Consider the following 14,904-nt stretch of genomic DNA (forward strand, 5'->3'; position numbering starts at 1 on the left):
TCGTATCGGTGCACAGTGTGAAGTTTGCCGGCGCCCGAAGCGCGACTATCCCATGTCAATGCCAGCCATCATGACAGAGTTGGCATTTTTCTGCACTACAGCATTATTCTTTTCCACGCTCCCGCAGCAGCGCCTCCACGGCGCGGCCGATTTGCAGCACTGTATCGTCGGCACCCGCCAGGCCGCAAATGCCCAGTCCCACGGGCAGCTCGCCGTCGGCGTGGCAAGGCAGCGACAGCGCGCAGCCATCGAGGAAGTTGATCACGCTGGCGTTGCGCAGCACCAGGCCATTCGAGGCAAAAAAAGTGGCGTCATCCGCTTCCAGCGGCGCGACTTCCGGCGCCTGTATGGCCACGCTGGGCATCAGCCAGGCGTCGAACGGCGCCAAGCGCCGTCGGGCGACAGCGATCAGGCGCGCGCGCGCATCGAGCAAATCGATGTAGTCGGCCGCTCCCTGCTGCTGGCCGCGCCGGATGCGCGCCGCCACGCGCTGGTCGTATTGCGCGCCCTTCTCTTCAAGTAACACCCTGTGCCAGTGCCAGGCTTCCGCCGCCACCAGTCCGCCACCGCCATTGATCGTCGGCAGCTCCAGCAATTCGGGGAAATCGAACTGTTCCACCAGGGCGCCAGCTTGCCGCAGCTTGTCCAGGGCAGCATCGAAAGCCTGCTGCACCTGCGGTGCCACGTGCGTACCGACGTAGTCCAGGGTAAAGCCGAAGCGCAAGCCTTTCAGTGCTGGCGCCTGCGCGCCGATATCATGACCCGACAGCGCTGCGTACAAAATGGCGCAGCAATCGACACTGTGCGCGATGGGGCCGGCCGAATCGAGGGAGCGCGACAGCAGCACCGTGCCGGCCAGCGACACGGAAGCCGCCGTCGGCTTGAAACCGGTCAGGCCGCAAAAGGCGGACGGGATGCGGATCGAGCCGCCCGTGTCAGTGCCCAGCGCTCCCGCAGCCATCCCCAGCGCCACCGTCACGGCGCCGCCCGAGGTGGAGCCGCCCGCCACGCGCGCGCGGTCGTGCGGATTGCGCGGCGTGCCGTAATGGGGATTCAAGCCCAGGCCGGAGAATGCGAATTCGCTCATATTGGTGCGGCCCAGCAGGATGGCGCCGGCAGCGCGCAGGCGCGCCACGGCACCGGCATCCACAACGGCGGGCGGGGCGTCAGCCAGCGCCAGCGAGGCGGCGCTGCTGACCTGTCCCCTGACGTCGAACAGGTCCTTGATGGACAGGGGAACACCCGCCAGCGGCGAAGGCACCCAGCCGGCCGCGCGTGCCGCATCGCTGGCACGGGCCTCGGCCAGCGCCTGTTCGCCATCGAGGCTGACATACGCATAGCCGCCCTGCGCCCGGTGCGCCTCGGCGCGCGCCAGCATGCGCTGCGTCAATTCCACGCTGGTGATGCGGCCGGCGGCCAGGTCGGCCGCCAGGTCGCGGATGGTCTTGGTCTGTTGGGTCATTCTCTTATCCTTCCACGGGCAGGGTTTGCACGGCATAGCGGTGCTGCAGGCGGCGCTGCAAGGCTGGATCATACAGCTCCAGCTCGAACGCGTCGCCATGGCCCATCTCGCCGATGATCGGCTGCGTGCCGCAGAACATGGCGCTGCCCACGGGCAGGCTGGCCTGCCCCGTGTAGCGCAGGATCAGGTCTTCCGGCGACAGCATGCGCGTCACGGGGCCATCCTGGTACAGGGCCGGCACGCCGGCGCGCTCGCGCCAGGAGCGCATCTGCAGCTGGTCCCAGTGGCCGGCCACGTCGGCATAAGGCCACAGGGTATCGCCCACGGGCTTGCCGCACATTTGCTTCGACACCGTCACGCCATAGCTTTCCACCTTGCGGTCCGTATGGTCGGAGCCGATGCCCACCAGCAGGCCGTACTCCGTGGAAAACAGCACGAATTCCGCCTCGCCGGACGAATCGCGGCCCGGCACTTCGATGGCGGCATCGCTGGACAGCAGCGCCGCCGCCACGCGGTAAAAGGTCGGCACGCTTTTCGGGCGCGCCACGCCGATGGCTTCCAGTTCGGCGATATGGTGTTCGACCATGGCCAGGTCGCGGCCCGTCCAGCCGGCGATGATCAGGTTGTCGATGTCGAAGGTGACGGGGCCGTGGCCCGCCAGGTTGAAGGTATGGGTAGTCATGGTATCTCTTTACTCCTCAAGGGGGCCGCGACCCGTTTCTCTGGCTGCGAAGACGGCGGCACCGGTGATCAGCAGGGCCGCCGCCACATACAGCGAGACGGCCATGGTGCTGTTGTACGAGCGGTACAGGCTGGCGATGACGAGCGGTGCAAAGCCGCCGCCGATGACGCCGGCCAGGGTATAGGCCAGCGAGGAACCCGCATAGCGCACCTTGGTGGGGAATTGCTCGATAACGAAGGCCGCTTGCGGGCCGTACATGATGGCGTGGATGACCAGGCCTACGACAACGGCCGTGACGATGGCGGCCGGACTGGCCGTGTCGAGCAGGGTGAAGAAGGCAAACGCCCACACGAGGCCCAGCACGGCGCCCAGCGCATATACGGGTCGGCGGCCGATCTTGTCCGACAGCGCGCCAAACACGGGCACCGACAGCGCATTGCAGGCCGTGCCGATCATGATGGCGGTCAGCGCCAGTGTCGACGACAGGTGCAACACCGTCGTCACATACGTCAGGGTAAACACCACCACCAGCGCATACAGCACGTCCGAGCCGATGCGCACGCCGCCGGCGATCAGCAAACGGCGCCAGTAGAGGCGCAGCACCTCGCCTATCGGCGCTTCCGCCTTCGCATCCTTCTGGTCAAGTTCCTTGAACAGCGGGGTTTCTTCGATGCCGCTGCGTATCCACATGCCGAAGGCCACCAGCAGCAGGCTGGCGATGAACGGCATACGCCAGCCCCAGTCCATGAACGCTTCATGCGGCAGCAGATAGGTGATCAGGCCGATGCAGCCCGTCGCCAGCAAGGTGCCGAACGACGGTCCCACCTGCGTCCACGAGGCGTTGCGTCCCCGCTTGTCCGCTGCCCCGTGTTCGACGGAGATCAGCACGGCGCCCGCCCATTCGCCACCCAGCGCTATGCCCTGCACGAAGCGCAGCGCCACCAGCAAGACCGGGCTCCAGATGCCAGCCGTCGCATACGTGGGCAAGAGGCCCATCAAGCCCGTCGTCACGCCCATCAGCATCAGGGTCACCACCAGTACCCAGCGGCGTCCCAGCTTGTCGCCCAGGTGGCCGAAGATCACGCCGCCGATGGGACGCGAGATATAGCCGACGGCGTACGTGGAAAAGGCCAGGATGGTGCCCGTCAGCGGATCGAAAGAAGGGAAAAACAGGTGGTTGAAGATCAACGCCGCCATGGTGTTGTAGACGGTGAAGTCATACCATTCCAGGGTCGTTCCGACCATGCTGGCCGTAGCCAGGCGTCCCGTTTTTGGCTTGTCGCCCGGTGCCTGAGCCGCCGGATGCGCAGCGTTTGCCGTTGTATATGTGGTCATTGCCTACCTCTCTCGTCAGTTTTATTGCAGGTCCGGCGCAGGATGCTTTGCCCTGCGCCGTCGCCCGTGTCTCGTGTTATCAGTGCCGGCAAGATGCGCGTGCGTGTCAGGCCGCGTGCAGGTCGGCCTCGCGCAACTGCCAAGACAGCTGCAGGATGGCCGCCTGTTCCCCGTCGAGGCCCAGCGCCGCGCTGGCGGCATCGGCGGCGGCCATGGCGGCGCTTTCCGACGACGCGTCGATCAGGAAGATCGGGTCGAGCACGCGGCCCTCCTTCTGCTCCGCCGGCAGGGGGCCGGACAGCTTGGCGTCGGGCGTCAGCAAGCGCGTGGCAATGACACCGTCGATCTGCAGCAATGTCGCCCCCAGAGCGGCCATGGCGACCACGGCTTGCGCATCCTGGTCGATGGCCGACGCACCCATACGCAGCACGGCCAGCCAGGCGCCCGTACCCATGCCCGTTTCCGCCTCGATGGCGCAGACGCGGCGCATCGGGTCCACCATGCGCTGCAGATTCGTCACCGACCATGGCGTCTGCTGGCCGAAAGCCTTGAAGTAGTCCGGCGTCTGGAAGGCGTCGAGCGAGACGGTGCGGTACAGGCCCAGATATTTGCGGGAACCGCGCACGCTCTGGTAGCGCGTGCCGCTGACAAAACCGGGAATGCGCACGCGCTCTTCCACGTGTTCGCGGTCGTACCAGCGGTTGAAATCGCGTTCGTGTTCCGGGTCTGCGCTGGTCCAGACAAACAGGATGCCTGGCAAGGTAGGTGACGTCGTCATGATGGTTCCGTTCTGCGTTATGGGTGGTATGCCAGCCCAGAATAGGTGGCACGCCATCACTTGGCAAACGGGTTATTCTGAACGCGACTGATAAGTTTTTCTTATGGGTCGCGGTGACAACTGCAATTTAATTCTCACGTCCGCGCACCGGCGCCATACTCTTCGCCCAGCCCCAGAGTGAACCTGGCCGCCTCCTCGCATGCCAGCATGGCCACCAATTGAATCGCTTCCGTGGTGAGGTCTTCGCTGTAACTGATGACGATGCGCTGCGGCGCCAGGCTGCTGGTACAGGGAATCAGGGCGATGTGGCCCTGCTCGATTTCCTCGCGCAGGGGCGCCAGCGGCAGCACTGCGATACCGAAACCCGCTTTGACCAGCCGCACGATGGCGGAAATCGAACTGACGCAATGCACCCTGCCCAGCTGCACGCCCTCGTCCTGGCACAGCGCTTTTAATGCGGAATGGGGCTGCGAGCCCCGGTTCATGGTGATGATCGGATGCTGCGCCAGTTGCGCCACCGTGAACGGCTTGCCCGTGTCGGGCCAGTCGGCGGCCCTGCCCGCCCAGCCCATGGCGATGGCGCCGCTGCCCGTGCTGCGGAGATGGTCGCCCGTCAGCATGTCCGTCTGCAGCGCGATATCGAGCTCGCCCTGCTGCAGCTGCTCGTGCAGGCGGCGCGTCGATTCCGACGTCAGTTGAATCTCGATGCCCGGATAGCGCTCCTGCACCCGCTGCAGGAACGGGATCAGCCAGGTATGCACGATGGTTTCGATGACGCCGATGCGCACTTCGCCCGTAATCAGCGCGGGCGAGGAATTGGCCGCATACATGTCGCGACACAGTTCCAGCATGCGTTCGGCGTACACGAGCAGGTTGCGTCCGGCAAAGGTCAGGCGGATTTCACGCGCGTCGCGGTCGAACAGCCGCGTGCCGAAATCCTGCTCCAGCGAGGCGATGCGGTTCGAGATGGCCGCCTGCGTGATGTGCAGCTTGTCGGCCGCCGTGCGGAAGCTGCCCAGCCGCGCAGCCCAGACAAACGCTTCGAGAAAACGGGTATTCAATGGGGCTCTTCTTCACAGTTTGAATGTCCGCCCCATTGTAAGCCAAAGCGCCCCGCCCTATTTCTTGCCCAGGAAATCGAGCAAAGTCAGGGCGACGATCTTGCTGGCCTTGCGTAAATCGTCGAGCGCCAGGCGCTCGTCGGCCTTCTTCGCATTCGATTCGGGCACCGTGCGCGGACCGGCGCCATACAGCACGGCGGGGATGCCCCGCTCGCCATACAGACGCGCATCCGCATACAGGGGCGTGCCGACGGCGGGAATCGTTTCGCCGAGGATGGCTTGCGCATTCTTTTGCAGGCTGCCCACCAGCTGTTCGGAACCGGGCAAGGGGCGCAGCGCGTGCGAGAGCAGCAGGCGGCGAATCTCGAGGCGGATGCCGGGCTCGCCCCGCACGGCGTCCTCGATCAGCGCGCGCACCTGCGCTTCCACCGCCACCGGGTCTTCTTCGGGAATCATGCGGCGGTCCATCTTCATGACGACCTTGCCCGGCACCACATTGGTATTCGTGCCGCCGTCGATGCGCCCCACCAGCATGGTGGGCGAATCGATGCCCGCCACTTTGGATCTGACCTTTTTCAGCTCCGGCAACTGGCCGTAGATGGCGTTGAGGATCTTGTTGGCCGCCTGCAGCGCGTCGTGTCCTGTCTCCGGCATGGAGCCGTGGCCCGACTTGCCGTGCACGGTGATTTCCAGCTGCAGGCAGGCGTTGTGGGCCGTGACGATGCCATAGCTGAAACCGGCGGCGATGACAAAATCGGGCTTCGTCAGCTGCTGCTCCAGCAGCCAGCCCGGCCCCAACAAGCCGCCGAATTCCTCGTCGTACGTAAAATGCAGCTCGAGCTGGCCCTTCAAGGGAATGCCCAGCGCCTCGAGCGCGCGCGCGGCAAACACATAGGTGGCGAAATCGCCCTTCGAGACGGCCGTCGCGCGGCCGTAGATATAGCCGTCGTCGATCTGGCCGCCATACGGCGGATACGTCCAGTTGTCGCCAGGCGGCACCACGTCGCCATGCGCATTCAGGGCCACCGTCGGTCCACCCGCGGCATACGACCGGCGCACGATCAGGTTGGTGATGCTTTGCATGCCGTACGCTTCCACCTGCGCCGCTGGCACCGCGTGCTTTTCCGCCTGCCAGCCATACGCCTGCAGCAGCTGTGCCACCAGTTCCGCATGGGGCGCGTTATTGCCGGGCGGCGTATCCGTCGGCTGCTGCACCACCTTTTGCAAAAAGGCGACTTCCTCGTCAAAATGGCTGTCGATCCAGGCCGTAATCTGTTCTACGTGCGTTGTCATTTTGCTCCTTGCATGGTCTGTTGCAGCCAGGCGCCCAGCTCACTGCGCTCGGCGTCCGTCATATTGGTCAGGTTCCCGATCGGCATGGCCTTCAGTTCGATGGCCTGCTTGTAGATCTGCGCCGCATGCTGGCGGATTTCGACTTCATTATCCAGCATCATGCCGGCCGGCGCCGTAGCGAAGCCCGGTTGCGTGGGCTGGGCCGAATGGCAGGTGGCGCAGCGCTGGGCGATGATGGCATGCACGGCCTTGAACTGCGCGGCCGGGTCCACCGCCGGCGCGGCCGCCACAGCCACGGGCGCCTTGGGCGCGATGGCCACGGCGACGGCCACCAGCAAGGCCACGCCGAGGGCCGGATAGCGCCACTCGACCCGGCCCTTGTGACGCAGGTTGAAGAAGTGACGGATGAAAACGCCGGCCGCCATGATCAGCGCCAGCACCAACCAGGCGTGATCGTTGCGGTAGGTCATCGCGTAGTGGTTGCTGATCATGATGAACAGCACGGGCAACGTAAAATAATTGTTATGCACGCTGCGCTGCTTGGCTTTCAGGCCGTGTTTGGGGTCGGGCAGCTTGCCGGCGGCCATGGCTTCGACCATCTTGCGCTGGCCGGGAATGATCAGCATCAGCACATTGGCCACCATGATGGTGCCGATCATGGCGCCCACGTGGATGTAGGCGGCGCGCCCGCTGAGCAAGTGCGTGAGCACATATGCGGCGCCGACGATCAGGGCAAACACCGTCACGCCGAACCACAGCTCGTATTGCGCCAGCTTTGATCGGCACAGCAGGTCGTACACGGTCCAGCCGATGACGAGGGTGGCGATGCCGATGCCGATCGCCTGGCCGCTGCTGATGTCGGCCACGGATTTGTCGATCATCATGGCCTGGGCATTGAAGTAGTAGGCAATCGTCAGCAGCGCAAAGCCGGATAGCCAGGTGGAATACGCTTCCCACTTGAACCAGTGCAGTTCCTTCGGCAGTTCCGCGGGCGCCACCAGGTATTTTTGCGGGTTATAGAAGCCGCCGCCGTGCACGGCCCACAATTCTCCCGACACGCCTTTCTTCGCCAGCTCCGAGCCGGGCGCGGGCGGGCGGATCGAGTTGTCGAGCCAGACGAAATAAAAGGAAGCGCCGATCCAGGCGATGCCCGTGATGACGTGCAGCCAGCGGACGATCAGGTTCAGCCACTCCAGGCCGTACGGAATCAGGTAGGCAAATACTTCCATAAATTTCCTCTAGTCAGACCGAACCAATATTCGTGCCAATCTACACAAGATAAACGGATTTACCGCCCATCACATGAAAAATATCGTATATTTGACATATTCAAATCGATATACAACAGAGCCGCCGCCACATGTCCAGCCTGCCGCAACACCTCGACCTGCACTTGATCCGCATCCTCTACCTGCTGCTGGTGGAAAAGAATGTCTCGCGCGTGGCGCTGAAACTCAATCAGCCGCAACCTTCGATTTCCGCCTCCCTGCGCAAGCTGCGCGAACTGACGGGCGACCCGCTGCTCGTGCGCGGCGCGCGCGGCATGGTGCCAACCCAGCATGGCGAAAGTCTGCTCAATCCGGCCAAGCGCATCCTCGACCAGACGGAGAGCCTGTTCGTCAAGAAGACGCCATTCGTGGCGCAGGAAGAAGCGCGCACTTTCCACATCGCCGCGCCCGACTACCTGGATAGCCAGTTCCTGCCCAACGTGGTGGCCCTGCTGCGCCGCGGTTCGCCGAAAAGCCGCGTCGTGCTGCACAGCCTGGGGCCCGGCATCGACCATATCCGCCAACTGTCCGATGGGGGCCTGGATCTGGTGATCGCCAACTGGGACGAGCCGCCCGCGCATCTGCACATCTCGAAGCTGTTCGAAGACCCCATCATCTGCGCCATGCATGCGGAAAACGCCTATGCGCGGCGCACGGCCAGCGACGCCATGACCCTCGACGATTATCTGAGCCTGCCCCACGTGGCGCCGTCGCAGATGATGCCCGGCTACCACGGCGTGATCGATTCCTTCCTCGAACGGCAAAACCTGCAGCGCAACGTGGTAGTGGAATCGGCGTATTTCGGCCTGATCCCCTACATGCTGACGCAGACGGACCTGGTGCTGACCACGGGCCGGCAATTCATGCGCTTCTATGAAAAGACGCTGCCGCTGAAAACTTATACCGTACCTCTGAAATTCCCGCCCATGCGTTTTTACCAGCTGTGGCACCAGCGCGTGCACCAGGCGCCCGAACACAAATGGCTGCGCGACCAGGTCAGCGCGGCCGCCAAGGCGCTGGTGCAGCGATAGCCGCTATCAGCAAGCGCATATAATGGAGACAGGAACAGGGCGCTATCATCACCGCTTGCATGATCGGAAAACCATGACCACCCTTTCAGACCTGAACGCCGGCAGCACGGCAGACTTTATCGCACGGCTGCACGGCATCTATGAACATTCGCCCTGGATCGCCCAGCGCGCGGCACCCGCCCGGCCATTTGCCAGCCTGACGGCACTCAAGACGGAGCTGCAGCACGTGCTGGCGCAAGCTTCGCCCGAAGAGCAGCTGGGGCTGATACGCGCCCACCCGGAGCTGGCCGGCAAGGCCGCCATCGCAGGGCAATTGACGGCGGAATCGACGCGCGAGCAGGCCAAGTCCGGCCTGAACCTGTGCAGCGCCGATGAATTCGCCACCCTGCAGCGCCTGAACGACGAGTACAACGCCAAGTTCGGCTTTCCCTTCATCCTGGCCGTCAAGGGCCCGACAGGCGAAGGCTTGACGCGCCAGGACATCATCGCCACGTTTGCGCGGCGCCTGAAAAACCGGCGCGCCGATGAACTGGCCGAGTCGCTGCGGCAGATCAAGCGCATCGCCGAGCTGCGCCTGAATGACTTGTTCGACGTGCGCCTGGACTTCGGTCCGGCCATCATGCAGCAGGCAGAAACCCTGGCCGGCTGGAGCGACAGCGATTACAACCTGACCTGCGCCTACCTGACGCCGGCGCACCAGAAAACGGCAGCACAGCTGGCCGACTGGATGCGGGACGCGGGCATGCAGGTGCACATCGACGCCGTCGGCAACGTGGTCGGGCGCTATCTGTCCGATGCGCCCGGCGCAAAAACCCTGATGACGGGATCGCATTACGACACGGTGCGCAACGGCGGCAAGTACGATGGCCGCCTGGGCATCGTGCTGCCCATCGCCGTCGTGCGCCACCTGCATGAGCGGGGAGAAAGGCTGCCGTTTCACTTCGAGATTGTCGGCTTCGCCGAGGAAGAAGGCGTGCGCTTCAAGAGCACGTTTTTGGGCAGTACGGCCGTCACGGGCAAGTTCGACGTATCGCTGCTGGAGCAGCTTGATGCGGATGGCGTGAGCATGCGCGACGCACTGGCCGCCGCCGGCCACGAAGTGAGCGCCATCGGCGCCATAGCACGCGATCCCGCCGACTTGCTCGGCTATGTGGAAGTGCATATCGAGCAGGGTCCCGTGCTGCTGGAACACGACCTGCCGCTGGGGATCGTCACGGCGATTGCCGGCAGCTCGCGCTACCTGGTCAATCTTGGCGGCGTGGCCAGCCACGCGGGCACTACGCCCATGACCATGCGCAAGGATGCCGCCAGCGCTGCGGCCGAAATCATCCTGCTGGTGGAACGGCGCTGTAACCAGGGCGAGGCGCTGGTGGGCACCGTGGGGCAGCTGCACGTGCCCAACGGCTCCGTCAACGTGATCGCCGGCGCCTGCACCCTGTCGCTCGACATCCGCGCGGCCGTTGATGCCGTGCGCCAGGCAGCCGTTGACGATATTCTCGATGGCATCGCCGCCATCTGTGCACGGCGCCAGATCGACTACCAGCTGGAACTGCTGCTGTCGGCGCGTGCGGCGCCGTGCGCGCCGTGGCTGATGGCGCAGTTGGCGCAAGCCGTGGAATCGGTCGGCGTCGAACCATACGCGCTGCTGTCTGGCGCCGGCCACGACGCCATGGCCATGGCTGCCATCACCGACGTGGCCATGCTGTTTACCCGTTGCGGCAATGGCGGCATCAGCCACAACCCGCTGGAAACCATGACGGCCGACGACGCCGACATCGCGGCGCGCGCCCTGCTGGTGTTTTTGCGCAACTTCCAGCCCAAGCCGTAAGACTACACAGCCACGGCCCGCTCCAGCATCGCGTGCAGCAGCACGTTGCAGCCCGCTTCCAGGTGCTCGGGCTTGGCGTCCTCGATTTCATTGTGGCTGATGCCATCCTTGCACGGCACGAAGATCATGCCGGCCGGCGCCAGCCTGGCCGCGTAGATGGCATCGTGGCCGGCGCCGGACACCACGTCCATCACCGAGTAGCCCAGCTTTGCCGTGGCGTTACGCACGGCGCCCACGCAGTCGGGATGGAACGGGCATGGCGGGTAATAGGAAACCCGCTCAAGAGAGATATCCAGTCCCGTACCGGTGCGCGTGGCGTCGATAAAGGCCGTGATTTCGCCATGCATGGTGTTGAGAAGTTCATCATTCACGTTACGCAGGTCGATGCTGAATTTGACTTCGCCGGGGATCACGTTACGGCTGTTCGGGAAGACCTGCACCATGCCCACCGTGCCGCGGCCATACGGCGGGTAGCGGTTGGCGATGGCGACGACTTCCTGCATGATGGTGGTGGACACCTGCAGCGCATCCTTGCGCAAGCCCATGGGCGTGGGGCCCGCATGCGCCTCCATGCCCGTCACCACGCAGTCGTACCACGACAGCCCCATCACGGCCGGCACCACGCCGATCACCTTGTCCGCATCTTCCAGCACGGGCCCCTGTTCGATGTGCGTTTCAAAGTAGGCGCCGATCGGGTGGTCGCCCGGCACCTGGACGCCACGATAGCCGATGCGCGCCAGCTCCTCGCCCACCGTTTTGCCTTCCGTGTCTTTCGCCGCATACGCGGTTTCGAGCGAAAAGGCGCCGCAGAACACGCCCGAGCCCATCATCACGGGCACGAAGCGCGAGCCTTCCTCATTGGTCCAGAAGGCCACTTCGATGGGAGCCTGCGTCTTGATCTTAAGATCGTTCAGGGTGCGTACCACTTCCAGGCCGGCCAGTACGCCGTAATTGCCATCGAACTTGCCGCCCGTGGGCTGCGTGTCGATGTGGCTGCCCGTCATCACGGGCGGCAAGCTATTGTCGGTGCCGTCACGGCGCATGAAGACATTGCCTATCTGGTCGATGGTGATGCTCATACCGGCTTCCTTACCCCAGCCTACCACCAGGTCGCGCCCCTGCTTGTCCAGGTCCGTCAGGGCCAGGCGCTTGACGCCGCCCTTCGCTGTCGCGCCGATTTGCGCCAGTTCCATCAGGGCCGCCCACAGCCGTTCGCCATTGATACGCAATGCATCCATCGTCAACTCCTTATGCGGTGGTGGCGGAAAACGCGGGCCGCTCAACATAGCGCCCGGCCCCTTCCACCGCCATCAGTTCACCCTTGTGGAAGACCACCTTGCCGGCGGCAATCGTGGTGCTGGGGATGCCGCGCACGGTACGTCCTTCGAAGACATTGAAGCCTCCCTTGGCGAACTGCGTGGCGGCGGAAATGGTGCGCGTGCCTTGCGGGTCCCACAGCACGATGTCGGCGTCGCTGCCTGCGGCGATGAGGCCCTTGCGCGGATACATATTGAAGATCTGCGCCGCATTGGTGGAGCTCACCTTGACGAATTCGGAGGGCGTCAACATGCCGGAATTGACGCCAGCATCCCACACCACGGCCATGCGTTCCTCCACGCCGCCGCAACCGTTCGGGATGCGCGTGAAATCCTGCCTGCCCGCCGCCTTCTGTTCGGCACAAAAAGTGCAGTGGTCCGTGGCCGTCGTGTGCAGGTTGCCGCTTTGCAAGCCGTGCCACAGGGCCGCCTGATGGTGTTTGCCGCGGAACGGCGGGCTCATGACGTGGCCGGCCACGTAGTCGAAATCGTCGCTCTGGTAGACGCTGTCGTCGATCACCAGGTGCCCGGCCAGCGCTTCGCCATACACGCGCTGGCCATTCGCCCGCGCCCGCGTGATGGCGTCCAGCGACTCGGCGCACGACACGTGCACGATGTACACGGGGGTATTGAGGACGTTGGCAATCGCGATAGCGCGGTTGGCCGCCTCCGCTTCCACGGCCGGCGGGCGCGACAGCGGGTGTGCCTGCGGCCCCGTGATGCCCTTCTTGAGCAAAGCTTGCTGCAACTGAAAAACCAGCTCGCCGTTTTCCGCATGCACAGTGGGCAGCGCTCCCAGTTCCAGCGAACGTGTAAAACTTTTCACCAGCGTTTCATCGTCGGCCATGATGGCATTTTTATAGGCCATGAAATGCTTGAAGCTGTTCACGCCATGTTCGCGCACGAGGGTACCCATTTCCTCGTGCACCTGCTCGCTCCACCAGGTGATCGCCACGTGGAAGGTGTAGTCGCCGGCCGCCTTGGCCGACCACTCGCGCCACTGGTGATACGCCTCGATCAGCGACTGCTTCGGTGCGGGGATGACGAAGTCCATGATGGTGGTGGTGCCGCCCGCCAGCCCCGCCGCCGTGCCCGTGAAAAAATCGTCGGACGTCACCGTGCCCATGAAGGGCAGATTCATGTGCGTGTGGGTGTCTATCCCGCCCGGCATCACGTACAGGCCGCCCGCATCGATCACGGTGGCGCCGGATGGCACGGCGAGGTTCTCGCCGACGGCGGCTATCGTGCCGCCCTCGATCAGCACGTCGGCGCGGAAGGCGCGGTCGGCGTTGACGACGGTACCGCCACGTATCAGTGTAGTCATCTTGTCTCCTTTACTCGAACAGACTCGAACAGCTCAGGATTGCGGCGCCTGCTGCACGCGCGCCGTCACCTTGCCCTTCATCATGATGCCGTAGACGACGGCGGCGATGGCCACGCCCACGAACCAGGCGTAGGTATAGATGGTTTTAAATCCTGCGGCCACGTCCGGGAAGGCCGCGGGAAACGCCGCGTTCAGGAAGCCCGGGATATTCGGCAGCACGGCGATGACAAAGGCGATCAGCGCCGCCATGTTCCAGCCGCTGCCATACGAATAGACGCCATCGTCGCGGTACAGCTGCCTGACGTCGAGCTGCGTCTTGCGCACGAAGTAGTAGTCGACGATGAGGATGCCGGCGATGGGACCCAGCAGGGCCGAGTAGCCGATCAGCCAGGTGAAGATATAGCCCTGCGTCGACTCGAGCACCTTCCACGGCATCATGACGATGGCGATGAAGGCCGTGATGTAGCCGCCCATCTTGTACGAAATCTGCTTCGGCGCCAGCGAAGAAAAATCGTACGCGGGGCCCACCAGATTGGCCGCCAGGTTGACGCTAACCGTGTCGATCAAGAGGATGATCAAGGCAATCAGCACGGCGGCGCCCGTCATGCGGCTGGCCAGGTCGACGGGATCCCAGATGGCCTTGCCGTACATGACGACGGAGCCTGCCGTGACGATCACGGCCAGCATGGCCAGCAATCCCATCGGCACGGGCAACCCGATCGACTGGCCGATCACCTGGTCGCGCTGCGTCTTGGCGAAGCGCGTGAAGTCGGGAATGTTCAAGGCCAGGGTGGCCCAGAAGCCCACCATGGCCGTCAACGACGGCCAGAAGACGCTCCAGAACTGACCCGCTTTTTTGCCGCCGGGGATGAATTGCGATGGCTGATCCAGCAGGCTGGCCACGCCGCCGGCCTTGCTGTGCACCCAGTACAGCAGCACGAAGCAGATGAGGATTTTCAAGGGCGCCGTATAGGTTTCCAGTTTGCGGATCGACTCCATGCCATGCAGGATGTAATAGAACTGGATGGCCCAGAAAGCCAGGAAGCACAATAGCTGGCTGCCGTTGATGCCCAGGCCCGCAATCTTCTCGCCGCCCAGTTCATGGCCTACCAGCACGCCCATCAGGGTGTAGATCATCTGCCCGCCGAACCAGGTCTGGATGCCATACCAGCCGCAGGCGACGATGGCGCGCATCAAGGCCGGCAGACGCGCGCCCATGGTGCCGAACGAGGCGCGCGCCAGCACGGCATACGGGATGCCGTACTTGGTGCCCGCATGGCCGATCAGCAGCATGGGCAAGAGCACGATGGCGTTGGCGAGAAAAACCGTGAGCACGGCCTGGTAACCGGACATGCCACTGTCGATCAGGCTGGCCGACAGGGTGTAGGCGGGAATGCACATCACCATGCCGACCCACAGCGCGGCGAAGTGATACCAGCGCCAGGTGCGCTGTGCCGCCGTGGTGGGCGCCAGGTCTTCATTCCAGAGTTGCGTGTTGCCTGAATAGTCGTGGTTCACAGGTATGC

The 14,904-nt window shown here is 64.0% G+C and carries 12 protein-coding genes; 2 read left to right on the top strand and 10 right to left on the bottom strand.

Annotated elements, in window-relative coordinates; genetic code table 11:
• Positions 1–103: 103 nt before the first annotated feature.
• The 7 genes from O3301_RS17165 to O3301_RS17195 form a co-directional block, all read right to left on the bottom strand.
• Positions 104–1,462 carry an amidase gene (locus tag O3301_RS17165; RefSeq protein ID WP_305056966.1) on the bottom strand — a complete coding sequence of 453 codons (1,359 nt, stop codon included), beginning with the start codon at positions 1,460–1,462 and terminating at the stop codon, positions 104–106.
• Between the two features lie 4 nt (positions 1,463–1,466).
• On the bottom strand, positions 1,467–2,144 hold the full coding sequence (locus O3301_RS17170; protein WP_305056967.1) for a DUF2848 domain-containing protein: 678 nt from the start codon (positions 2,142–2,144) through the stop codon (positions 1,467–1,469).
• Between the two features lie 9 nt (positions 2,145–2,153).
• Complete coding sequence (locus O3301_RS17175; RefSeq protein WP_289917978.1) at positions 2,154–3,479, bottom strand: MFS transporter; 1,326 nt, start codon at positions 3,477–3,479, stop codon at positions 2,154–2,156.
• A gap of 106 nt (positions 3,480–3,585) precedes the next feature.
• Entirely contained in the window at positions 3,586–4,257 is a 672-nt protein-coding gene (locus tag O3301_RS17180) for a DUF4286 family protein (protein ID WP_305056968.1), read from the bottom strand.
• Positions 4,258–4,391: 134 nt separating this feature from the next.
• Complete coding sequence (locus tag O3301_RS17185) at positions 4,392–5,318, bottom strand: LysR family transcriptional regulator (RefSeq protein ID WP_289899810.1); 927 nt, start codon at positions 5,316–5,318, stop codon at positions 4,392–4,394.
• Between the two features lie 57 nt (positions 5,319–5,375).
• Positions 5,376–6,611, bottom strand: a complete 1,236-nt coding sequence (locus O3301_RS17190; protein ID WP_305056969.1) for a M20/M25/M40 family metallo-hydrolase — start codon at positions 6,609–6,611, stop codon at positions 5,376–5,378.
• Complete coding sequence (locus O3301_RS17195) at positions 6,608–7,840, bottom strand: urate hydroxylase PuuD (protein ID WP_251349754.1); 1,233 nt, start codon at positions 7,838–7,840, stop codon at positions 6,608–6,610. Before O3301_RS17195 ends, O3301_RS17190 begins: the two co-directional genes overlap by 4 nt.
• 131 nt (positions 7,841–7,971) lie before the next feature.
• Here O3301_RS17195 and O3301_RS17200 point away from each other — a divergent pair, with 131 nt between their 5' ends.
• Positions 7,972–8,910, top strand: coding sequence for a LysR family transcriptional regulator (locus tag O3301_RS17200; protein ID WP_034754583.1), 939 nt, complete (start codon positions 7,972–7,974; stop codon positions 8,908–8,910).
• Positions 8,911–8,983: 73 nt separating this feature from the next.
• Complete coding sequence (locus O3301_RS17205) at positions 8,984–10,738, top strand: allantoate amidohydrolase (RefSeq protein WP_305056970.1); 1,755 nt, start codon at positions 8,984–8,986, stop codon at positions 10,736–10,738.
• Positions 10,739–10,740: 2 nt separating this feature from the next.
• Here the strand turns inward: O3301_RS17205 and O3301_RS17210 are convergent, their stop codons facing one another.
• From O3301_RS17210 to O3301_RS17220, 3 genes are read right to left on the bottom strand one after another with little or no spacing between them, the layout of a single operon-like run.
• On the bottom strand, positions 10,741–11,976 hold the full coding sequence (locus O3301_RS17210; RefSeq protein WP_305056971.1) for a Zn-dependent hydrolase: 1,236 nt from the start codon (positions 11,974–11,976) through the stop codon (positions 10,741–10,743).
• A gap of 10 nt (positions 11,977–11,986) precedes the next feature.
• Complete coding sequence (gene hydA / locus O3301_RS17215; protein WP_305056972.1) at positions 11,987–13,378, bottom strand: dihydropyrimidinase; 1,392 nt, start codon at positions 13,376–13,378, stop codon at positions 11,987–11,989.
• Positions 13,379–13,411: 33 nt separating this feature from the next.
• Entirely contained in the window at positions 13,412–14,896 is a 1,485-nt protein-coding gene (locus O3301_RS17220) for an NCS1 family nucleobase:cation symporter-1 (RefSeq protein WP_305056973.1), read from the bottom strand.
• Positions 14,897–14,904 lie beyond the last annotated feature (8 nt).

Origin of the sequence: Janthinobacterium sp. SUN211 (assembly GCF_030587315.1) — a bacterium.
In the GTDB taxonomy this organism is placed as follows: Bacteria; Pseudomonadota; Gammaproteobacteria; order Burkholderiales; family Burkholderiaceae_D; genus Janthinobacterium; species Janthinobacterium kumbetense.

Excerpts from the sequence above, each read along its gene's own strand:
- O3301_RS17165 (WP_305056966.1), bottom strand. The coding sequence starts at position 1,462 with ATGACCCAACAGACCAAGACCATCCGCGACCTGGCGGCCGACCTGGCC.
- O3301_RS17170 (WP_305056967.1), bottom strand. The coding sequence starts at position 2,144 with ATGACTACCCATACCTTCAACCTGGCGGGCCACGGCCCCGTCACCTTC.
- O3301_RS17200 (WP_034754583.1), top strand. The coding sequence starts at position 7,972 with ATGTCCAGCCTGCCGCAACACCTCGACCTGCACTTGATCCGCATCCTC.
- hydA (WP_305056972.1), bottom strand. The coding sequence starts at position 13,378 with ATGACTACACTGATACGTGGCGGTACCGTCGTCAACGCCGACCGCGCC.
- O3301_RS17210 (WP_305056971.1), bottom strand. The coding sequence starts at position 11,976 with ATGGATGCATTGCGTATCAATGGCGAACGGCTGTGGGCGGCCCTGATG.
- O3301_RS17190 (WP_305056969.1), bottom strand. The coding sequence starts at position 6,611 with ATGACAACGCACGTAGAACAGATTACGGCCTGGATCGACAGCCATTTT.
- O3301_RS17175 (WP_289917978.1), bottom strand. The coding sequence starts at position 3,479 with ATGACCACATATACAACGGCAAACGCTGCGCATCCGGCGGCTCAGGCA.
- O3301_RS17180 (WP_305056968.1), bottom strand. The coding sequence starts at position 4,257 with ATGACGACGTCACCTACCTTGCCAGGCATCCTGTTTGTCTGGACCAGC.
- O3301_RS17205 (WP_305056970.1), top strand. The coding sequence starts at position 8,984 with ATGACCACCCTTTCAGACCTGAACGCCGGCAGCACGGCAGACTTTATC.
- O3301_RS17195 (WP_251349754.1), bottom strand. The coding sequence starts at position 7,840 with ATGGAAGTATTTGCCTACCTGATTCCGTACGGCCTGGAGTGGCTGAAC.